Source organism: Pantoea sp. NPDC088449 (assembly GCF_044753225.1).
Lineage (GTDB): Bacteria > Pseudomonadota > Gammaproteobacteria > Enterobacterales > Enterobacteriaceae > Pantoea > Pantoea floridensis.
Map to the genome: position 1 here is coordinate 1,426,901 of NZ_JBIVMT010000001.1, position 20,098 is coordinate 1,446,998.

Annotated in this window: 20 protein-coding genes; 8 read left to right on the plus strand and 12 right to left on the minus strand. The window is 53.8% G+C overall.

Annotated elements, in window-relative coordinates; genetic code table 11:
• Positions 1–282 precede the first annotated feature (282 nt).
• The 3 genes from ACIP6T_RS06775 to ACIP6T_RS06785 all read left to right on the plus strand — a co-directional run bounded on the left by ACIP6T_RS06775 (position 283) and on the right by ACIP6T_RS06785 (position 4,006).
• Positions 283–1,137 carry a MurR/RpiR family transcriptional regulator gene (locus ACIP6T_RS06775; protein ID WP_097097078.1) on the plus strand — a complete coding sequence of 285 codons (855 nt, stop codon included), beginning with the start codon at positions 283–285 and terminating at the stop codon, positions 1,135–1,137.
• Positions 1,138–1,244: 107 nt separating this feature from the next.
• Positions 1,245–2,687, plus strand: coding sequence for a pyruvate kinase (gene pyk / locus ACIP6T_RS06780; RefSeq protein ID WP_400456071.1), 1,443 nt, complete (start codon positions 1,245–1,247; stop codon positions 2,685–2,687).
• An 86-nt stretch (positions 2,688–2,773) separates the two neighbouring features.
• Positions 2,774–4,006, plus strand: a complete 1,233-nt coding sequence (locus tag ACIP6T_RS06785; protein ID WP_097097076.1) for an MFS transporter — start codon at positions 2,774–2,776, stop codon at positions 4,004–4,006.
• A gap of 77 nt (positions 4,007–4,083) precedes the next feature.
• On the opposite strand, the gene lpxM is transcribed toward ACIP6T_RS06785, so the two are convergent.
• From lpxM to znuA, 3 genes are all read right to left on the minus strand, one after another.
• Positions 4,084–5,061 (minus strand): lauroyl-Kdo(2)-lipid IV(A) myristoyltransferase, encoded by a 978-nt coding sequence (gene lpxM, locus ACIP6T_RS06790; RefSeq protein WP_345829485.1) that lies wholly within the window; start codon positions 5,059–5,061, stop codon positions 4,084–4,086.
• A 127-nt stretch (positions 5,062–5,188) separates the two neighbouring features.
• A complete protein-coding gene (mepM, locus tag ACIP6T_RS06795) occupies positions 5,189–6,517 on the minus strand; it encodes a murein DD-endopeptidase MepM (RefSeq protein ID WP_097097074.1) in 1,329 nt (442 codons plus the stop codon).
• 13 nt (positions 6,518–6,530) lie between these two features.
• On the minus strand, positions 6,531–7,502 hold the full coding sequence (gene znuA / locus ACIP6T_RS06800; protein WP_345829483.1) for a zinc ABC transporter substrate-binding protein ZnuA: 972 nt from the start codon (positions 7,500–7,502) through the stop codon (positions 6,531–6,533).
• Positions 7,503–7,579: 77 nt separating this feature from the next.
• Here znuA and znuC point away from each other — a divergent pair, with 77 nt between their 5' ends.
• Both znuC and znuB read left to right on the plus strand, forming a co-directional pair.
• Positions 7,580–8,335, plus strand: a complete 756-nt coding sequence (znuC, locus tag ACIP6T_RS06805) for a zinc ABC transporter ATP-binding protein ZnuC (protein WP_345829482.1) — start codon at positions 7,580–7,582, stop codon at positions 8,333–8,335.
• Complete coding sequence (gene znuB, locus ACIP6T_RS06810; RefSeq protein ID WP_097097072.1) at positions 8,332–9,117, plus strand: zinc ABC transporter permease subunit ZnuB; 786 nt, start codon at positions 8,332–8,334, stop codon at positions 9,115–9,117. Before znuC ends, znuB begins: the two co-directional genes overlap by 4 nt.
• 7 nt (positions 9,118–9,124) lie before the next feature.
• Here the strand turns inward: znuB and ruvB are convergent, their stop codons facing one another.
• From ruvB to aspS, 6 genes are all read right to left on the minus strand, one after another.
• Positions 9,125–10,129, minus strand: a complete 1,005-nt coding sequence (gene ruvB, locus ACIP6T_RS06815; protein WP_007889560.1) for a Holliday junction branch migration DNA helicase RuvB — start codon at positions 10,127–10,129, stop codon at positions 9,125–9,127.
• An 8-nt stretch (positions 10,130–10,137) separates the two neighbouring features.
• Positions 10,138–10,752, minus strand: a complete 615-nt coding sequence (gene ruvA / locus ACIP6T_RS06820) for a Holliday junction branch migration protein RuvA (protein WP_007889559.1) — start codon at positions 10,750–10,752, stop codon at positions 10,138–10,140.
• A 91-nt stretch (positions 10,753–10,843) separates the two neighbouring features.
• On the minus strand, positions 10,844–11,371 hold the full coding sequence (gene ruvC, locus ACIP6T_RS06825; RefSeq protein WP_345829477.1) for a crossover junction endodeoxyribonuclease RuvC: 528 nt from the start codon (positions 11,369–11,371) through the stop codon (positions 10,844–10,846).
• Between the two features lie 37 nt (positions 11,372–11,408).
• The gene (locus ACIP6T_RS06830) at positions 11,409–12,152 is read right to left on the minus strand and encodes a YebC/PmpR family DNA-binding transcriptional regulator (protein WP_097097070.1); all 744 of its coding nucleotides are present in this window, start codon (positions 12,150–12,152) and stop codon (positions 11,409–11,411) included.
• Between the two features lie 241 nt (positions 12,153–12,393).
• On the minus strand, positions 12,394–12,825 hold the full coding sequence (gene nudB / locus ACIP6T_RS06835) for a dihydroneopterin triphosphate diphosphatase (RefSeq protein ID WP_097097068.1): 432 nt from the start codon (positions 12,823–12,825) through the stop codon (positions 12,394–12,396).
• Positions 12,825–14,606, minus strand: a complete 1,782-nt coding sequence (gene aspS / locus ACIP6T_RS06840; protein ID WP_400456076.1) for an aspartate--tRNA ligase — start codon at positions 14,604–14,606, stop codon at positions 12,825–12,827. Before aspS ends, nudB begins: the two co-directional genes overlap by 1 nt.
• Positions 14,607–14,839: 233 nt before the next feature.
• On the opposite strand from aspS, the gene ACIP6T_RS06845 reads away from it, so the two are divergent.
• The 3 genes from ACIP6T_RS06845 to cmoB all read left to right on the plus strand — a co-directional run bounded on the left by ACIP6T_RS06845 (position 14,840) and on the right by cmoB (position 17,434).
• A complete protein-coding gene (locus ACIP6T_RS06845) occupies positions 14,840–15,661 on the plus strand; it encodes a DUF72 domain-containing protein (RefSeq protein WP_400456078.1) in 822 nt (273 codons plus the stop codon).
• Between the two features lie 79 nt (positions 15,662–15,740).
• Positions 15,741–16,469: a carboxy-S-adenosyl-L-methionine synthase CmoA gene (cmoA, locus tag ACIP6T_RS06850; protein ID WP_097097065.1), complete on the plus strand. Its 729-nt coding sequence runs from the start codon at positions 15,741–15,743 to the stop codon at positions 16,467–16,469.
• A complete protein-coding gene (gene cmoB / locus ACIP6T_RS06855) occupies positions 16,466–17,434 on the plus strand; it encodes a tRNA 5-methoxyuridine(34)/uridine 5-oxyacetic acid(34) synthase CmoB (protein WP_400456079.1) in 969 nt (322 codons plus the stop codon). The genes cmoA and cmoB overlap by 4 nt, the downstream gene beginning before the upstream one ends.
• Positions 17,435–17,437: 3 nt before the next feature.
• Here the strand turns inward: cmoB and ACIP6T_RS06860 are convergent, their stop codons facing one another.
• The 3 genes from ACIP6T_RS06860 to cutC all read right to left on the minus strand — a co-directional run bounded on the left by ACIP6T_RS06860 (position 17,438) and on the right by cutC (position 20,061).
• Complete coding sequence (locus ACIP6T_RS06860) at positions 17,438–18,058, minus strand: LysE family translocator (RefSeq protein WP_400456080.1); 621 nt, start codon at positions 18,056–18,058, stop codon at positions 17,438–17,440.
• Positions 18,059–18,214: 156 nt separating this feature from the next.
• A complete protein-coding gene (locus tag ACIP6T_RS06865) occupies positions 18,215–19,072 on the minus strand; it encodes a hypothetical protein (protein WP_400456081.1) in 858 nt (285 codons plus the stop codon).
• 236 nt (positions 19,073–19,308) lie between these two features.
• Complete coding sequence (gene cutC / locus ACIP6T_RS06870; RefSeq protein WP_400456082.1) at positions 19,309–20,061, minus strand: copper homeostasis protein CutC; 753 nt, start codon at positions 20,059–20,061, stop codon at positions 19,309–19,311.
• Between the last annotated feature and the right edge of the window lie 37 nt (positions 20,062–20,098).

Sequence of the window (20,098 nt, forward strand, 5' to 3'; positions counted from 1 at the left end):
TTTTCGCCGGTTCAGGACAACCCGAACGCAGCCTTTGCTGGCGTTAACTGTGAACGAATTAAAGGTGTTAAGTGTGTTGTAGCGTGCCATTTGAGCACTTTTTCTGTTTCGATGTTTGTCGCGGCAAAACACGTCAGCGATCAAAGTATCGCAAAAAATTCGCGCTTACATTTGTCCTTCGCTGCGTGCGTGCCTCTATTACACGGTATATTCTTGAGAATTGGCAGCGATTTCATCCATCGGTGAACGCGGAAAAGTGATTGACGGTCATTAGGTTAAACCATGCTGGAACAGATTCAGGCGCAATTAGCGGCGCTGAGCAAATCGGAACGTAAAGTAGCAGAACAGATTCTTGCTGCTCCTCAACAGGCGATGCACTCCAGCATCGCCACGCTTGCACGTGCCGCTGACGTCAGCGAACCCACGGTGAATCGCTTTTGTCATCGCATGGGCACACGCGGCTTTCCTGATTTCAAGTTGCAGCTCGCGCAGAGTCTGGCAAAAGGCCCAACCTGGGTCAGCCGTGATGTGGAAGAAAATGACAGCGTCGAAAGCTTTAGCCATAAGATTTTTGATTCTGCACTAGCCGGTTTGAGTCGCGTGCGTCAGCAGCTCGATGTAGAGGTGATTCATCAGGCAGTTTTGGCCCTTACAAAAGCGCATAAAATTGCCTTTTTCGGTCTGGGCGCCTCCGCCGTGGTCGCACACGATGCCACCAACAAATTTCTGCGTTTTAATCTGCCGGTCATCTGGTCAGAGGATATTGTGATCCAGCGCATGAGTTGCATAAATAGTGGACCAAATGATGTATTTGTTCTCATCTCACATACTGGCCGCACCAAAAATATGATAGAACTGGCTCGCCTGGCGCGTGTAAACGCTTCCACTGTGCTGGCTATCACTTCTCCGGGTTCACCGCTGGCAGCAGAAGCGACGCTGGCATTGACGCTGGATGTACCGGAAGATACCGATATCTACCTGCCGATGGTTTCCCGCCTGGCGCAATTAACCGTGGTTGATGTACTGGCGACAGGGTTTACCCTTGAGCGCGGCGCCTCTTTCCGTGAGAATCTGAAACGGGTGAAAGAAGCGCTAAAAGATTCGCGCCTGGAGAAACAGCCGCAGGAAAATAATTAACATCACATTCACAATGTGAGTCGAATCACAGCCCATCAATCATATAGAATAGATGAACACTACGTGTCACTTGAGAGCGACACGCTACTTTGCTAACGGAGTCCTTCATGTCCAGACGTCTCAGAAGAACCAAGATCGTTACAACCCTCGGTCCAGCCACCGATCGCGACAATAACCTCGAAAAAATCATCGCGGCAGGTGCTAACGTTGTACGACTCAACTTCTCCCACGGCACACCAGAAGATCATCAGCAGCGCGCCAACAAGGTGCGTGAGATTGCCGCGAAATTAGGTCGCCACGTGGCGATTCTTGGCGACCTGCAGGGGCCGAAAATTCGCGTATCAACCTTCAAAGAAGGCAAAGTTTTCCTTAATGTTGGCGATCGCTTCCTGCTGGATGCCGATTTGAGCAAAGGCGAAGGCGATAAAGAGAAAGTCGGTATTGACTATAAAGGCCTGCCAGACGATGTGGTGCCAGGCGATATTCTGCTGCTGGACGACGGTCGCGTACAGTTGAAAGTGCTGGAAGTCCAGGGTGCCAAAGTGTTCACCGAAGTAACCGTCGGCGGCCCGCTTTCCAACAACAAAGGTATCAACAAACTGGGTGGTGGCTTATCTGCTGACGCGCTGACAGAGAAAGACAAAGTGGATATCATCACCGCCGCCAAAATCGGCGTGGATTATCTCGCTGTTTCTTTCCCGCGTAACGGCGAAGATATGAACTATGCTCGCCGCCTGGCGCGCGATGCCGGTTGCGACGCTAAGCTCGTGGCGAAAGTTGAACGTGCAGAAGCCGTTGCTTCACAGGAAGCGATGGATGACATCATTCTGGCATCAGATGTGGTAATGGTGGCGCGTGGTGATCTGGGTGTTGAGATTGGCGATCCGGAACTGGTCGGTATTCAGAAGGCGCTGATTCGTCGCGCACGTCAGCTAAACCGCACCATCATCACCGCTACGCAGATGATGGAATCAATGATCACCAATCCGATGCCAACGCGTGCGGAAGTGATGGACGTGGCGAATGCCGTGCTCGATGGTACCGATGCCGTTATGCTCTCGGCCGAAACCGCGGCGGGCCAATATCCGGCAGAGACCGTATCCGCAATGGCTAAGGTGTGCCTCGGCGCAGAAAAAATCCCTAGCGTTAACGTCTCCAAGCACCGCCTTGAGGTGCAATTCGATAACGTTGAGGAAGCCATTGCGATGTCTGCGATGTATGCTGCCAACCATCTGCAAGGGGTTTCAGCCATCATCACCATGACTGAATCAGGCCGTACTGCGCTGATGACGTCACGTATCACCTCTGGTTTGCCGATCTTCGCCATGTCACGTCACGAACGTACGCTGAATCTCACGGCGCTCTATCGTGGCGTTACGCCAGTATTTTTCGACAGTAATAATGACGGTGTTGCCGCCGCGCACGATGCAGTGAATCTGTTGCGCGACAAAGGTTTCCTCGTGTCAGGCGACCTGGTGATTGTCACCCAGGGCGACGTGATGGCGACCACCGGTACCACCAATACCAGCCGTGTGCTGCGCGTAGATTAATACGCACTACCGACAGCGGCTGTAACAACATGGACAAACGCGACTGCCTGGCAGTCGCGTTTTTATTTTTTTGACAAGGAGGCCAGATGGCCCGCTATCAACCTATTACCCAACTTACCGGGCGCGTACTGCTGTTTCCGCTCGCATTGGTGTTATTCGAATTTGCGACCTATATCGCGCACGACATGATTCAGCCCGGCATGTTGCTGGTGACCTCAGAATTCGGCGTGGGTCCTGAATGGGTATCAACATCGCTGACCGCTTATTTGATGGGCGGCGTTGTATTGCAGTGGCTGCTTGGCCCGCTTTCCGATAAATATGGCCGTCGCCCCGTATTGCTGTTTGGCATTCTGTTCTTTGCTGCCGCTTGTATTCTCACCACCTGGGTCAGCAGCATTGAAGAGTTTGTCGCGCTGCGGTTCATTCAGGGCATCAGCCTGTGTTTCATTGGCGCAGTCAGCTATGCGGCAGTGCAGGAAGCCTTTGCTGAAGCACTGGCAGTGCGCATGATGGCGCTGATGGCCAACGTTGCGCTGCTGGCGCCGTTAGCTGGACCCTTGGCCGGCGCCGCGTGGCTCACGGTTGGCGAGTGGCGCAGCATGTTCTGGCTGTTTGCCATCTGCAGCGTCATCGCTTTTGCCCTGCTTTGGCGCGTAATGCCAGAAACCGCTGGCGATCGCAGCCACTCCATCGCCTTGCCCACGCTGGCACGTGGCTATGCGCGTTTAGCGCGCGATCGCCAGGTCATGTATGGATCATTTGCGATTGGTTTAGTGTTTATTCCCATCCTTACATGGGTAGCCCTGTCGCCGGTGATTCTGATGCACGATGAAGGGCTGTCGCGGATGCAATATGCTCTACTGCAGCTGCCGGTATTTTTAGCAATGATTGCCGGGAATATCACGTTGGGCAAATTGGCGGGCCGCGTTCCGATTGAGCAGCCGGTAAAATTTGCCGCATGGCCAATCCTGATTGGGTTGAGTATTGCGCTGTTGGCGAATTTGCTTAATAGCCACACCTATCTGCTGCTGACAGCAGGTTTGAGCTTGTACGCATTTGGCGCAGGCATGGTGAACGCTGGACTTTATCGCTTAACGCTCTACTCCAGTGACGAAGGCAAAGGCAGCGTCGCGGCAATGCTCGGCATGATCAGTATTCTGACCTTAGCCGTAGGTATTGAGCTGGCAAAAAGTGGCTATTTCAGCGGCGGTACGCCGTGGTTTAGCGGCATCAACTTTGCGGCTGGCGTATTGTGGTTTGGTCTGGTGACGCTCTTCCTGCGTGAACGGAAACGTCGCAGTCATGTAAAAGCAGCGTGATTGACAGATTAGAGCCTGGCATGTTGGAAGGTGCGCATTGATGCGCACCTGGTCGCCATCAATGGCGACTCAACGAATTATTTCTTGCGCGGATAAAGTTCTTTGCGCGCATAAGGTTCGATATCCCCTTCTTTGCGCGTCTTTAGCAGCTTCAAAATCCAGGTGTACTGCTCAGGATGCGGACGCACAAATACTTCAACTTCTTCATTCATGCGACGAGCCAGCGTGTTGTCATCCGCTTCCAGCAAATCGTCCATTGGCGGACGCACATAGATTTCCAGCCGGTGCGTTTCGCTGTTATATACCGGAAAAAGCGGTACCACGCGGGCGCGACACACTTTCATCAGACGACCCACGGCCGGTAGCGTGGCTTTGTAAGTGGCAAAGAAATCCACAAACTCACTGTGCTCTGCGCCATGATCCTGATCGGGCAGATAATAGCCGTAGTAGCCCTGACGCACCGAAGCGATAAACGGTTTGATGCCATCGTTACGCGCATGCATACGCCCGCCGAAACGGCGACGCACGGTATTCCACAGATAATCCATTAACGGATCGCTCTGATTGTGGAACATCGCCGCCATCATCTGGCCTTCAGACGCCAACAGCATGGCCGGGATATCAACCGCCCAACCGTGCGGCACCAGGAAAATGACATTTTCTTTATTCGTCTGCAGCTGCTCAATGATTTCCTTGCCGTGCCACTCAACACGCTTTCGCACGTGTGCAGGATTGCGTAAGCCGAGCTCCGCCATCATTGCCATCGCCTGCGGTGCAGTAGCAAACATACGATCAGCAATCTCTTCGCGCTGCGCCTCACTCAATTCTGGCAGGCAATAATAGAGATTGATCAGCGCACGACGACGCGCACTTTTCGCCAGCTTGCCAGCGAACTTGCCCAATCCACCCAGAATAGGATCGCGCACTTTGGCGGGAAGCAACGCCATGCCAGCCAGCGCGCCAACCGCCAACCAACTGCCCCAGTATTTCGGCTTCAAAAAAGAACGTTGAAAAACGGGAATAAACTCACTGTTATTTTTCTTTCGGGTTTCCATGCACTCGCCTCTGACAATGACCGGTCAATAATAGTGACGATGGTTTATTTTGCAATCTTCATGCGCCAGATAGCAAAAAACCGACGAAGAATCCGTCGGTTTTTCCGGTGTTACGCGAAAATGTGCGCTATTTCAGCGTTAATTGCGGCAGCCAGGTTTTCACTTGCGCCATATAAGTGCTGCGATCTTTGCCGGTCAGCCCTTCCATGCGTGGTAGTTTCGCCGTTAATGGATTGACAGCCTGGTTATTGATCCACACTTCATAGTGCAGATGTGGGCCAGTAGAGCGTCCAGTGTTACCCGAGAGCGCAATGCGATCGCCTCGTTTCACTTTTTGTCCAGGCTTCACCAGCGCCTTGCTCAAATGCATGTAACGCGTCATATACTGACGGCCGTGGCGAATGGCCACGTAATTGCCCGCCGCGCCGCCGTTCTTCGCCATCACCACTTCCCCATCACCCACCGCCAATACCGGCGTGCCGATAGGCAGGGCGAAATCGACACCTTTATGCGGTGCGATACGCCCAGTCACCGGATTAAGACGGCGAGGATTGAAGTTAGAGGAGACGCGATACTGCTTAACCGTTGGGAAACGCATGAAACCACGTGCCAGGCCAGATGCGTTACGGTCGTAGAACTTGCCATCTTCCGCGCGGAAGGCGTAGTAATCTTTGCCCCCGGTGCGCAGACGTACGCCAAGCAGTTGGCTTTGTGCACTTTTGCCATCGAGCATTTCGCGCGACATCAGTACGCTAAAATCATCGCCTGCGCGCAGCTTGCGGAAATCCATCTGCCACTGCATTGCTTTGATGACGTTACTGGTTTCTGCGCTGGTCAATCCCGCCCGCTGAGCACTGGCAGCAAAACTGCCTCGCACTTCGCCTTTCAGCACGTTGTTCTGCCATTCACCCTTTTGCAGCGCCTGCTGCATCGTAAAGCTACCGTTATCGGCGCGCTGATAAGTACGGGTTTCACGGCGATCGATTTCCCAGCTGAAGGTTTGCAGTTGGCCATCCGCGTCCAGCGTCCAGCTAAGTTGCTGGCCGACGCGCATATTGCGCAGGTCTTTATCACTGCTAACCAGCGCATTGATATCGCCCAGCTCAATACCGTACTGATTCAGCGCACTGCTCAGCGTATCGCCTGAAGAGACGGTGTAATCATGGACGTTTGAATTGTCCGGGACGTCTTTATCAATGTCGTCGGCAGGAATATCTTCTTCCGGCTCTTCGGTGGTTTGGTCAATCGGCTCGCTGGCTTCGGGCAGCAAGGTCCGCAGTTCGTCTTTATCCAGCGCGATAGTTTTCACGATGGGTGCAACATCATGGGGATGATAAACGTATGGCCGCCAAACGGCGACGGCCAAAGTCACTACGGTTAATGAACCCAGCATAACGCGGTGGGGGCGCGGCAAATTATTAAATGCGAGGGCGACAGAGCGGGCTATCTGCTGCACTTTTACTTATTCCTCATGCTCCATTCAGGCAGCTCGCATACTGGCTCGACAGCTGTGAAAGGAATTTCACGTAGCTATCTTTTGTTAAGCTGATCCCCATGCCCAATGGATCGAGCGTGCCTTTACGCACCTCAGTTCCACGAGACACGGCATCGATGACGGCCGGCCTGAATTGTGGTTCAGCAAAAACGCATACGGCTTTCTGCTCAACCAACTGTGTTCGTATTTGATGTAAACGCTGGGCGCCCGGTTGGATTTCAGGATTGACGGTAAAATGCCCTAATGGTGACAAACCGTAATGTTTTTCAAAGTAGCTATACGCATCGTGAAAAACGAAATAACCCTTATTCCGCACAGGCGCAAGTTGCGCGCCAATGTGTGTATCCGCGTTGGCTAATTCTGCCTCAAACTGCTGCAGGTTAGCGTCAAGTTTGGCTTTGCTTTGCGGCATAAGTTCCAATAATTTCCCATGGATTGCAACCGCAGATTGCCTTGCGATCTCAGGGGACATCCACAGATGCATATTAAATTGCCCATGGTGGTGGTGAGCATGAGACAGGTCTTGTTGCTCAGACTTTTCTGAGGCAAGGTCATGATCGTGATCGTGCTCATGTTCCTCATCATCATCATCGCCGCTAATCAATAACGGTTTTACTTCCGGCAAAGCGGCGATCTCGAGGTTTTTATTGGCAGGTAATTCTGCCGCTGACTTGGTCAGGAAGGCTTCCATTTCCGGGCCGGTCCACACCACTAAGTCTGCGTTTTTTATACGTTTTACATCGGAAGGACGCAGAGCATAATCATGTTCAGAAGCACCGTCAGGCAGCAACACTTCAACCGGTGTAATGCCATCGGCGATTGCGGCTGCGATAAATCCGATGGGTTTAATTGAAGCCACCACCGCTGAGTGCGCAGGCAGTGCGGCTGAGGTAGCGATTGCCGCAGCAGTGAGGGTGAAAATAAGACGTTTTTTATTGTGTAACATAATACGACATTCCATCGTGACCAGGTGATGGAATGTGATATTATAACATTCGAAATTCTATGCAACCCGTAAATATCATGCTGCCACTTGTTACTCTTGAAAACATTTCAGTGAAGTTCTCCCAGCGCCCGGTGCTAGCAGGCATTAGCCTTACGCTCGAACGCGGGAAAATTCTCACTCTGCTGGGCCCGAATGGCGCTGGCAAATCGACGTTGGTTCGCACGGTGCTCGGGCTGCTTAAACCAACCGGCGGCACCGTCAAGCGCGCTGCTGATTTGCGCATCGGCTACGTGCCGCAGAAACTGCACATTGATCCCACATTGCCAATCACCGTTGAGCGTTTCATGCGTCTTTCGCGCGGTACCCGACGTGATGCGATTTTGCCCGCGTTAAAACGCGTACAGGGTGGACATCTGCTTAATGCGCCGCTGCAAAAACTCTCTGGCGGGGAAACCCAGCGTGTTTTACTGGCGCGAGCGCTGCTGAATGATCCTCAACTGCTGGTGCTGGATGAGCCAACCCAGGGTGTTGACGTGAACGGCCAGGTTGCGCTGTATGATTTGATCGATCAGCTGCGTCGCGAGCTAAACTGTGGCGTGCTAATGGTCTCGCATGATTTACATTTGGTGATGGCGAAAACCGATGAAGTGCTGTGTCTTAATCATCACATCTGCTGTTCCGGGACACCCGAAGCCGTTTCGCAGCATCCTGAATTTATCGCCATGTTTGGGCCGCGCGGTGCGCAGCAGCTGGCAATCTATCGTCATCATCATAATCACCGTCACGATTTACAGGGACGCATTGTTCTGCGCAAAGGAAATGGCCCGTCATGATTGAACTGTTATTACCTGGCTGGCTGGGTGGCGTCTTGCTGGCGCTGGCCGCCGGTCCGCTTGGCTCGTTTGTGGTTTGGCGCCGCATGTCCTACTTTGGTGACACCCTTGCCCATGCATCGCTGTTGGGTGTTGCGTTTGGTTTACTGCTCAATGTTAATCCTTACTATGCAGTGATTCTGGTTACCGTCTGTCTGGCACTGGGATTGGTATGGCTGGAGCGTCGCCCACATCTCGCTATCGACACGCTGCTCGGCATTATGGCGCACAGTGCGCTGTCGCTGGGTTTAGTGGTGGTGAGCCTGATGCAAGGTGTGCGTGTCGATCTGATGGCGTATCTGTTTGGTGACCTGCTGGCGGTCACGCCAGATGACCTGTGGATGATGGGCGGAGGCGTAGCGATTGTGTTAGCCGTGATGGCGTGGCAGTGGAACGCTCTGCTGTCGATGACCATCAGCCCTGAGCTGGCACAGGTGGATGGCGTGAACATTCAGCGTACGCGTTTGATGCTGATGCTGGTGACCGCTTTAACCATCGGTGTGGCAATGAAATTTGTCGGCGCGTTGATCATTACATCGCTGCTGATTATCCCGGCGGCGACGGCGCGTCGTTTCTCGCGCTCGCCAGAGCAGATGGCGGGTTTTGCCGTGATTGTCGGTATTGTTGCGGTAACCGGCGGGCTAACCTTCTCCGCCACTTACGATACGCCAGCCGGTCCTTCAGTTGTATTATGTGCCGCAGTGCTGTTCATTATCAGCATGGCAAAAAAACCGGCGGCTTAACGCCGGTTTACTCTTCGCGACTGATACCAAAATGTTTATAGGCATGCTGCGTTGCCATACGGCCACGCGGCGTGCGCTGAATGAATCCCTGTTGAATCAGGAAGGGTTCAATCACATCCTCGATCGTTTCCCGCTCCTCGCCAATCGCCGCAGCCAGATTATCTAACCCAACCGGACCACCCGAGAATTTGTCGATGATCGCCAGCAGCAGTTTGCGGTCCATATAATCAAACCCCTGACTGTCGACGTTAAGCATATCCAGCGCGCTAGCCGATACTTCGCCGCTCAAATTACCGTTGGCGCGCACTTCCGCAAAGTCCCGTACCCGACGCAGCAACCGGTTGGCGATGCGTGGCGTACCGCGCGCACGACGCGCGATTTCTAACGCGCCCTCTTCGCTCAACGCCAAGCCAAGACAGGCTGCGCTTCGCCCAACGATGTGCTGTAAATCAGGGACATTATAGAATTCAAGACGCTGGACGATGCCAAAGCGATCGCGCAACGGCGAAGTTAATGAACCCGCACGTGTGGTGGCGCCAATCAGGGTAAACGGTGGCAGGTCGAGCTTAATGGAACGCGCCGCCGGACCCTCACCAATCATAATATCCAGCTGATAATCTTCCATTGCCGGATACAGCACCTCTTCCACTACCGGTGAAAGGCGATGGATTTCATCGATGAACAGCACGTCATGCGGTTCGAGGTTGGTCAACATCGCTGCGAGATCGCCCGCTTTCTCCAGCACCGGCCCCGACGTCGTGCGCAGATTAACACCCATTTCATTGGCTACGATGTTGGCCAGGGTGGTTTTACCCAATCCCGGCGGACCAAAGATCAGCAGGTGATCGAGTGCGTCGCCGCGCAGTTTCGCAGCCTGGATGAAAATCTCCATTTGCTCGCGCACCTGCGGCTGACCTACATATTCCGTCAGCAGCTTAGGTCGAATGGCACGATCGAGCGTTTCTTCTTCGTTAAAGGAACTGCCCGAGACCAGGCGATCGGCTTCAATCATGCTTTACCTCAAATAGCTGCGCGCAGCGCTTCGCGAATCAGGGTTTCGCAATCCGCGTCCGGTTTTCCCACTTTGCTGATCATGCGGCTGGCTTCCTGTGGTTTATAACCGAGGGCAACCAGTGCCGATACGGCTTCTGCTTCAGCATCGTTGTTATCCTGCGCGGCTGATGGCGTCGTCAATGTAAAGGTTGAGTCACCACCAAACAGATCGCCGTGCATACCAATGAAGCGGTCTTTCATTTCCACGATCAAGCGCTCGGCGGTTTTTTTGCCTACGCCTGGCAGTTTAATCAAAGACGCAATCTCTTGTCGCTCAACCGCAGTAACAAACTGCTGCGCTGACATGCCCGACAAGATCGCTAGCGCCAGCTTTGGCCCCACGCCATTCACTTTCACCAGCTCGCGGAACAGCGTGCGCTCCTGCTTGTTATTGAAACCGAACAGCAGCTGCGCATCTTCACGCACCACGAACTGGGTAAAGATGATCGCTTCCTGATTAATTTCCGGCAGCTCGTAAAAGCAGGTCATTGGCATGTGCACTTCATAACCGACGCCGTGCGCTTCAATTAACACCAGCGGCGGCTGTTTTTCCAGAATGTTGCCTCGTAAACGACCAATCACCTGAGCGATTCCTTAATCTGTAAGTAAGCCTGCGTTTATAGCATAAAAAAAGCTGGATGAATATCCAGCCTCGTATAGCGTTTCGTTTCCGCTAACCCGATCGCATTCGACCGCGCGTCATCACAAGTTTTGTGTCACTTATACGTCCGGCATTTTGACTCATATGGCAGTGGGTGATGGCAATCGCCAGCGCATCGGCGGCGTCAGCTTGCGGGTTCGCCGGCAGTTTCAGCAAGGTCCGCACCATGTGCTGTACCTGACTTTTCTCTGCACCACCGGTGCCGGTTACCGTTTGCTTCACCTGCCGCGCTGCATATTCAAATACCGGCAAATCGTGATTCACCGCAGCCACAATCGCCGCACCGCGCGCCTGGCCCAGCTTGAGCGCTGAGTCAGCATTCTTCGCCATAAACACCTGCTCAATGGCGAAGTAATCAGGTGAAAACTGCGTGATGATTTCGCAGACGCCGGCGTAAATCAGTTTGAGGCGCGACGGCAAATCGGTGACGCTGGTGCGGATACAGCCGCTGCCCAGATAGGTGAGCTGGCGGCCGGTTTGGCGGATAACACCGTAACCGGTGACGCGCGAGCCGGGATCGATCCCGAGAATTATCGCCACAGCGCGTCTCCGGTAAGTGGGGTTTTAAGCAACGCCATTACAGCGTTTCTGCGATCTCATCAGAGATTTCACCGTTATGGTACACTTCCTGCACATCATCGCAGTCTTCCAGCATGTCGATCAGGCGCAGCAGTTTCGGCGCAGTTTCGGCATCCATTTCGGCTTTGGTTGAAGGGATCATTGAGACTTCAGCGGTGTCCGCTTTCAAGCCGCCAGCTTCCAGCGCATCACGCACCGCACCCAGCTCTTCCCACGCGGTGAACACGTCAATTGCGCCATCATCATAGGCGACGACGTCTTCGGCACCGGCTTCCAGCGCCGCTTCCATTACCGCATCTTCGTCCTGGCCTGGCGCGAAGGAGATAACACCCTTCTTGCTAAACAGGTAAGAAACTGAACCGTCAGTTCCGAGGTTACCGCCGGTTTTGGTGAAGGCATGACGCACTTCGCCAACGGTACGGTTGCGGTTGTCGCTCAGGCACTCGATCATCACAGCAGAGCCGCCCGGACCGTAACCTTCATAGATGATGGTTTCCATGTTGGAATCATCTTCGCCGCCCACGCCGCGTGCAATTGCGCGGTTCATGGTATCGCGGGTCATGTTATTGGACAGGGCTTTGTCCATCGCTGCGCGCAGGCGCGGGTTGGAACCGGCATCGCCGCCACCGAGCTTCGCAGCGGTAACCAGCTCGCGAATGATTTTGGTGAAGATTTTACCGCGTTTAGCGTCCTGAGCAGCTTTACGGTGCTTAGTATTCGCCCATTTACTGTGTCCAGCCATCTTGCATATTCTCCGATCTTTTACTGGGTGCAGGCTATCTTACTTGCGATCTTGTCCCCCGGCAGTGCTCGCAATCCTCACGTACATAAGTACGCTCCGGTTGCTGTGCGCTGGCGGTGAACAACCTCGCGGCGCCGATTACGCCTGACTGTTCGATATTGTTCGGTGCGTTCATTGAAAACTCACCAGATTCATAAAACTTAATGCATTCGCCACCGGAATAACGCGCGGCGGCGAGCATTCAGATAAATTCTTCAATTGCCTGGCGGTTACTCCAGGACTTGGTGAGGGCTGCGGCAGCGGCGGGGTCGAGCCAGCGCGCGGCGAGATGCTCGGTGAGCAGTAGCTCACGCTCTGCGGGTAACGCCAACCTGAACCAGTGTTCGCGATTGTGCGTGGTGCCCGGCGCGTAACGATGGCGATAGTGCGGGAAGATTTCAAACTCGATCTCTTTGTGACAATCGTCCAGCACTAACTTTTCATCCGCTATGTCGATGGCGAGCTCTTCTAACACTTCGCGCTGAGCCGCCTGATGTGGGCTTTCACCCGCTTCCAGGCTGCCAGTAACCGATTGCCAAAAGCTGTCGTCATCGCGTCGCTGCAGCATTAACACCCGGCCGGTATCTCGCGCAAAAATCACTACCAGCACCGATACCGGATGTTTATAGCCCATTACTTGTTCTCTGACTTTTCTTTCTTCGGTGCCACTAAAATACCCAGATCCAACAAGGCGGCTGGATTGGCTTCGCTTGGCGCTTCAGTCATCAGACATGCTGCTGCGGTAGTTTTCGGGAACGCGATCACATCACGGATGTTATCGGTACCCGTTAACAGCATGGTCAGTCGATCCAGACCAAAGGCCAAGCCCGCGTGTGGCGGTGTGCCGTATTTCAGGGCGTCGAGCAGGAAGCCAAACTTCTCGCGCTGCTCTTCTTCGGTGATTCCCAGGATGCTGAACACCGTCTGCTGCATTTTGCCGCTGTGGATACGTACCGAACCGCCGCCCACTTCGTAGCCGTTAATTACCATATCGTAGGCATTGGCTACTGCCTGTACCGGATCGGCCGCCAACGCTTCGGCGCTCATCGCTTTCGGCGAGGTGAACGGATGGTGCATCGCTGCCAGGCCGCCCTCTTCATCTTCCTCAAACATTGGGAAGTCGATAACCCACAGCGGCGCCCAGGCTTTTTCATCGGTGATCTGCAGATCGCGGCCCACCTTCAGACGCAACGCACCCAGCGCATCCGCCACCACTTTAGCGCGGTCAGCACCGAAGAAGATCAGGTCACCATCTTGTGCTGATGTGCGATTCAGGATCGCTTCGACGATCTCCGCCGTGAGGAATTTCGCTACCGGGCTCTGTACGCCCTCGAAGCCTTTAGCACGTTCGTTAATCTTCATCCACGCCAGGCCTTTGGCGCCATAGATTTCAACAAACTTGCCGTATTCATCAATTTGCTTACGCGTTAATGCAGCACCGCCTGGAACGCGCAGCGCCGCTACACGGCCTTTGGCATCATTAGCGGGGCCCGCGAACACCTGGAACTCGACATTTTTCAGCAGATCGCCAACGTCCACCAGCTCCATGGGATTACGCAGGTCTGGCTTGTCGGAACCGTAACGGTGCATCGCTTCCGCAAAAGTCATCTGCGGGAAGTCACCGAGATCGACGCCCTTGATGTCGATCCACAGCTCACGAATCAGACGCTCCATCTTTTCACGCACCTGCTCGGCCGTCATGAACGAGGTTTCAACGTCGATCTGGGTGAATTCAGGCTGACGGTCGGCACGCAGATCTTCGTCGCGGAAGCACTTAACGATTTGATAATAGCGGTCAAAACCCGACATCATCAGCAGCTGTTTGAACAGCTGAGGTGACTGCGGCAGCGCGTAAAACTTGCCTTTGTGTACGCGGCTCGGCACCAGATAGTCACGCGCGCCTTCCGGTGTTGCTTTGGTCAGCATTGGCGTTTCGATATCGAGGAAGCCCTGGTCATCCATAAAGCGACGCACGAAGCTGGTAATTTTAGCGCGGGTTTTTAAACGCTGAGCCATTTCCGGACGACGCAGATCCAGATAGCGATAAGTCAGACGCGCTTCTTCGCTGTTGATCTGGTTCGAATCCAGTGGCAAAGGTTCAGCACGGTTGATGATGTTCAGTTCATGCGCAAACACCTCCACTTCACCGGTGGCCATGTCGCTGTTTTTGTTTTTTTCGTCACGTGCACGCACGGTGCCGGTGATCTGGATACAGAATTCGTTACGCAGTTCAGATGCCAGCTGGAAAGCGTCCTGACGATCGGAATCGAAGAACACCTGTGCGATACCTTCACGGTCGCGCATATCGATAAAAATCAGGCTACCCAGATCGCGACGGCGATTTACCCAGCCGCAGAGAGTGACTTGCTGACCCACATGAGACAGATTGAGCTGTCCGCAATATTCTGTACGCATAACGTATCCTTTTAACTTCGCCGCTGCTGCCAGACAACATCAGGCCGCGTAACCTTATGAGATGCTGTCGCAAAAAAGGCGGCTATTATAATGGAAAAACCCAGGCAGGATAAGTGGAGCCAGATCAAAGCGGACAAAACAATAGGCTTTATCGCGCTGTTTTTCCTGCCGACATCAAAACAGGGTACATTATGCCGCCCTTTCCCGCCCCTAAAGGATTAAGGAGTTCGCGTTTGACACTTCGCATTGGCTTACCACAATGGCAGCACGCGCGCTGGAAACAGTTCGGTTTAGAGACGCTGGCCGATTACGCACAGCTGTTTGGCTGCGTGGAAGGCAACACCACACTTTATGCTTTGCCGAAGCCGGAAGTGGTGATGCGCTGGCGGGATATGACCCACGATGACTTCCGCTTCTGCTTCAAATTTCCCGAGAGCATCAGTCACCAATCTGGCCTGCGTAACTGTGATGAATTGCTGACGGCGTTTTTCCGCCTGCTCGATCCGCTGAGTAACCGTATCGGTCAATATTGGTTGCAACTGCCCGCGGCATTCTCTCCCGCGCAGCTTGGTGATTTATGGTTCTTTTTGGATAGCTTGCCGCGCAATTTTCACTATGGCGTGGAAGTACGTCATCAGGCGTTTTTTGCCAAAGGTGAGGCTGAACGCGCGCTGAATCGCGGTTTGCTGGATCGTAGAATTAATCGGGTGATGCTCGATAGTCGCCCGGTGCATGCCTCAAACTCGCAGTCTGTCGCAGCGGTTCAGGCTCGATCGCAAAAACCGCGCGTGCCGCCACATGCTGTGCGTACCGGATCGCAACCTATGGTGCGCTTCATTGGCAGTGATAGCGTGGCGGAGAGCGTGCCCCTGTTTCAGCCGTGGCGCAGTAAGCTGCAAGCATGGCAAAAAGAGAGCGATCCCATGCTGTTTATTCATACACCAGACATGGGCGACGTGTTTCCGCTGGTTCAGGCGCTGTGGCCGCAATTGCAGCAGCTGGAGCCGACACTGCGCAATCTACCTGAGTGGCCGCAACAATCGACGCTATTCTAAACTCAACACTACAACGTGCAGCGTGCGGCAGTTTCTGCCAAAATAGCGCCCTTTCCGATTTCTCTCCGGACTTTTCATTATGTCTGATCGCGATACGCTATTTTCCGCGCCCATTGATAAGCTGGGCGACTGGACCTTTGACGAGCGCGTAGCTGAAGTTTTTCCCGATATGATTCAGCGCTCGGTGCCGGGTTATTCCAACATCATTTCGATGATTGGCATGCTGGCAGAACGCTTTGTACAGCCGAATAGCCAGGTTTACGATCTCGGCTGTTCGCTGGGCGCAGCCACGCTGTCGGTGCGCCGCAATATTCATGTGCCAGGCTGCCAAATTATTGCCGTGGATAATTCTCCGGCGATGGTGGAACGCTGCCGCCGTCATATCGACGCCTTCCGTGCCGACACGCCGGTTCAGGTGATCGAAGCGGATATTCAAGATATTCATATCGAGAATGCTTCGCTGGTGGTGCTGAATTTTACCCTGCAGTTTCTTGAGCCGCCCGCCCGTCTCGAATTATTAAAGAAAATCGTTAACGGTCTGAATCCGGGTGGCGCACTGGTGCTGTCTGAGAAGTTCAGTTTTGAAGATGCTGACGTAGGTGAACTGCTGTTCAACATGCATCACGATTTTAAGCGCGCGAACGGCTACAGCGAGCTGGAGATCAGCCAGAAACGCAGCATGCTGGAAAACGTGATGCTGACCGACAGCGTGGAGGCGCATAAAGCGCGCCTGAAAACCGCCGGTTTCAAACATGCAGAGTTATGGTTCCAGTGTTTTAATTTTGGTTCGTTGGTGGCGTTGAAATGATTGAGTTTGGCCGTTTTTATCAGCAGATTGCCACCGGCCCGCTCGCCAGCTGGCTGGAGGTCTTACCTGCGCAAATTGCCGCATGGCAGCGTGAAAACCTGCACGGTAAATTCCGCGATTGGGAGAAGTCGGTTGATTATCTCCCCCTGCTTGCACCGCACAAGCTGGATTTACTGCACAGCGTGAGCGCGGATGCCAACGATCTGACCGATCGTCAACGTCTGGGTATTGAAAATTTGCTGCGCAATTTGATGCCATGGCGCAAAGGTCCCTATTCGCTGTACGGTACCGAGATCGATACCGAATGGCGTTCTGACTGGAAATGGGATCGCGTGTTGCCGCACATCTCCCCCCTAACGCATCGCACGATACTCGATGTCGGGTGTGGCAGCGGCTATCACATGTGGCGCATGATCGGTGCTGGGGCGAAACTGGTGGTGGGTATCGACCCCATGCAGCTGTTTTTGTGTCAGTTCGAGGCGGTACGTAAGCTGCTGGGCGACGATCGTCGTGCGCATTTGCTGCCGCTGGGCATTGAACAACTGCCAGCGTTACAGGCGTTTGATACCGTATTTTCGATGGGCGTACTTTATCATCGTCGTTCGCCACTCGATCACCTTATGCAGTTGAAAAATCAGTTGGTCAGTGACGGCGAGCTGGTGCTGGAAACGCTGGTGATTGAAGGCGACGAGAACGCGGTGCTGGTACCGGGTGAACGTTATGCGCAGATGCGTAATGTTTACTTTATTCCTTCTGCCGCCGCGCTGAAGAGCTGGCTGGAAAAATGCGGATTTGTGGATGTGCGCATTGCCGATTATGCGGTGACCTCGGTGGAAGAGCAGCGACGCACCAGCTGGATGACCAGCGAATCGCTGGCCGAATTCCTTGATCCTAACGACAGCAGCAAAACGGTCGAAGGTTATCCCGCGCCGCTGCGCGCCGTACTCGTGGCCCGCAAACCGTAAAGCTTAACGCCGCGATAGCGCCAGCTTCGCGGCAAAGCCAATAAATACGCAGCCAGTCAGGCGATCCATCACTTTCAGTACCGCAGGACGACGCAGATGCGCCGCGCAGTACTGGCTGCCACCAATCAGCACGGCATTCCACACCAGACCAATCACCATGTGCGTCAACGCCATTAGCGTGCACCACAGCGGCACCGATGCGCCTGCCGGAATGAACTGCGGCAGGAAGGTGACATAGAATACGCCGACCTTGGGGTTAAGCAGGTTGCCGAATAATCCGCGCGTGAAGCAGGCGAAATAACGTTGTTCTTTACTCTGCGCGCGCTGCCCTTCTTCCGCCTGCGTGCGCGGATTGATCAACAGTTTGACGCCAAGATAAAGCAGATACGCCGCACCGATCCATTTCAGCAGGTTATAAGCCATTTCCGAGGCCAGCAGCAGCGCACCCAAACCCAGTCCCACCGCAACGCCCCACACCAAACAGCCAAGCGTGACGCCCAGCGCCGTTACCGAGGCGCGTTTCCAGCCTTGCGCGGCGGCGGAACGCAGTACCAGCGCAGTATCAAAGCCGGGTGTGAGCGTCAGAATGGTGATGGCAAAGAGGAATGAAAGGATTAGGGTCATATGATGTTCTCTATTACTCCGGTGCGTTTCAGGCTAGAAATCAGGGCCGCTGCGTAAAGGCGTCGTGGACACATCCTTGTGGCCTCTGCCGCCGCATCCATGCGGCGGAAGCTTTACTCCGCGGCCCTGATTTCCAGCCTTTATGCGGGATTGGCGTTAATCCTGGGCGGCTGATTCGCCTGGCGAGTTCCAGTATTGATATTTATAGGCTGAGCTAAGATGGCGCTCAATGGTGCCTTTGGCAAATACTTCGGTTTCATGCAGATAGCTCAATGTACAGTTGCCCACCTCATCCCACAGCTGGCATTCGTCCACCGAGCGCAGCGTGCTAACCGGCGTTGTCGAGGTGCCATTCAGGCGCAGTTCCCGCCACTGGTTGTCATAGCTGTAGGTATCTTTGCTGCGTGCGCTGGTGGATGAAATGACCAATCCCTGTGGATTCCAGCGCCAGCTGTTTTCGCCGTTGCTCATGCTGTCGCTACCGCGCGCCACGCTTTTTTCAACGCGGAGCTGTTTGTCATAGCGATATGTCGTGTCGGTAAAGCCCTCTTTGCCCATGCTGGTAAATTTATCGGAGGAGCTGACAATGTTGCCGTGCTGTCCGATTTGCCAGCTAATGGTGCCCTGACGGTTATCTACAACTTCTTCCTGACCAGCCTTGATGACTTTGACCAGATAAGCATATTCCGCCACCCAGCCTCGCTGCACGCGGGCGATATGCTGTTCCATGGTCAGTAAAACGTTGCCTTCATTTTTGTCATAGGAGATATCAGCCACCATCAAATCGCCGCACTGATTAAACTGACCGAGCACGCGCTTTTGCGAATTAACATCTTTGCCAAACTCGCCGGCCACCACTTGACGCACCGCACCTTTGGCATCGCCACCCAGCATAATCCAATTGTTACTGCTGGTGATATTTTTGCTCAGCGGCGGACACGCGGAACTTGCCGCCAGCGCGATACCACCGTAAGGAATAAGCAGCATTAAAACGGCACAAGGGAAGGATTTCATGAAGGTTATCCGTACGAAGCCATAAGTAATCAAAGCATCATTTGCTGGAACACGCTATTACGACTTGAAATCTTTCCCACAAAATTCGAACGACAGGAACGCACGCCGCCAACCTATCTGTAGCCTGAAGTATGAAGGGGATAGACAAAAAGAACCCCAGCAAAAATGCTGGGGTTGGTACTTGCAAACATCACGTCATGTGAACTGGCGTGCTGCGCGGCAAAACTGGTGCGGATTCAGGCTACCCGGACGGCGGTTAACTGCGTCATGCTTTTCATGGCTTCAACGACATCACCATCAACGCAGTAGCGGCTGAATTCATCGGTTTCCGCTTCGGAGCACATTGAAACACCGGCTTTACGGTAGCGCATCGGCGAAGCGACTAAGCGGCTGGCGGAGCTGTGGACTTCCTGCAATCCACTGTCGATAAACTTCTGAATATTGCTCAAGCGTACGCCCGCACCGGCCATAATAATCGGACCTGTGCTGTGCTCATTTAGTTCCCGTAATAATGCAATTCCTGCTTCGGCACTCTGTTGCTGGCCGGAAGTCAGAATACGCGCGATGCCTAAATCAGCCAGCACTTCAAGCGAACGTTTAGGGCTGTGGCATAAATCAAAGGCGCGATGAAACGTCACCGCCATGCCATCACACAGCGCCATAATCTGCTGCATACGGGCAATATCGACATGCGCATCTTCGTCCAGCATGCCTATAACCAATCCCGGAAAACCCAATTCACGCATTAGTGAGACATCAGATTTCATCGTCTCAAACTCTCGCGGGGTGTAACAAAAATCGCCACCGCGCGGACGGACAATTGGATGAACCGGGATCGAAATTTCACGGCGTGCCGCTTCCAACACGCCAGCTGAAGGCGTCAACCCACCTTCGCGCGGCGCACTGCACAGCTCCACGCGATCGGCACCGGATTGCTGCGCAGTCATTGCACAATCGATGCCGTAGCAACAAATTTCCAGTTTCGTCATACCATGCTCCTTTTCATGACTTCTGGCTCGGGAGGAA

Excerpts from the sequence above, each read along its gene's own strand:
- cmoA (WP_097097065.1), top strand. The coding sequence starts at position 15,741 with ATGTCTGATCGCGATACGCTATTTTCCGCGCCCATTGATAAGCTGGGC.
- ACIP6T_RS06865 (WP_400456081.1), bottom strand. The coding sequence starts at position 19,072 with ATGAAATCCTTCCCTTGTGCCGTTTTAATGCTGCTTATTCCTTACGGT.
- ACIP6T_RS06830 (WP_097097070.1), bottom strand. The coding sequence starts at position 12,152 with ATGGCTGGACACAGTAAATGGGCGAATACTAAGCACCGTAAAGCTGCT.
- znuA (WP_345829483.1), bottom strand. The coding sequence starts at position 7,502 with ATGTTACACAATAAAAAACGTCTTATTTTCACCCTCACTGCTGCGGCA.
- ruvB (WP_007889560.1), bottom strand. The coding sequence starts at position 10,129 with ATGATTGAAGCCGATCGCCTGGTCTCGGGCAGTTCCTTTAACGAAGAA.
- cmoB (WP_400456079.1), top strand. The coding sequence starts at position 16,466 with ATGATTGAGTTTGGCCGTTTTTATCAGCAGATTGCCACCGGCCCGCTC.
- nudB (WP_097097068.1), bottom strand. The coding sequence starts at position 12,825 with ATGGGCTATAAACATCCGGTATCGGTGCTGGTAGTGATTTTTGCGCGA.
- znuC (WP_345829482.1), top strand. The coding sequence starts at position 7,580 with ATGCTGCCACTTGTTACTCTTGAAAACATTTCAGTGAAGTTCTCCCAG.
- ACIP6T_RS06785 (WP_097097076.1), top strand. The coding sequence starts at position 2,774 with ATGGCCCGCTATCAACCTATTACCCAACTTACCGGGCGCGTACTGCTG.
- lpxM (WP_345829485.1), bottom strand. The coding sequence starts at position 5,061 with ATGGAAACCCGAAAGAAAAATAACAGTGAGTTTATTCCCGTTTTTCAA.
- aspS (WP_400456076.1), bottom strand. The coding sequence starts at position 14,606 with ATGCGTACAGAATATTGCGGACAGCTCAATCTGTCTCATGTGGGTCAG.
- znuB (WP_097097072.1), top strand. The coding sequence starts at position 8,332 with ATGATTGAACTGTTATTACCTGGCTGGCTGGGTGGCGTCTTGCTGGCG.
- ACIP6T_RS06775 (WP_097097078.1), top strand. The coding sequence starts at position 283 with ATGCTGGAACAGATTCAGGCGCAATTAGCGGCGCTGAGCAAATCGGAA.
- ACIP6T_RS06860 (WP_400456080.1), bottom strand. The coding sequence starts at position 18,058 with ATGACCCTAATCCTTTCATTCCTCTTTGCCATCACCATTCTGACGCTC.
- cutC (WP_400456082.1), bottom strand. The coding sequence starts at position 20,061 with ATGACGAAACTGGAAATTTGTTGCTACGGCATCGATTGTGCAATGACT.
- pyk (WP_400456071.1), top strand. The coding sequence starts at position 1,245 with ATGTCCAGACGTCTCAGAAGAACCAAGATCGTTACAACCCTCGGTCCA.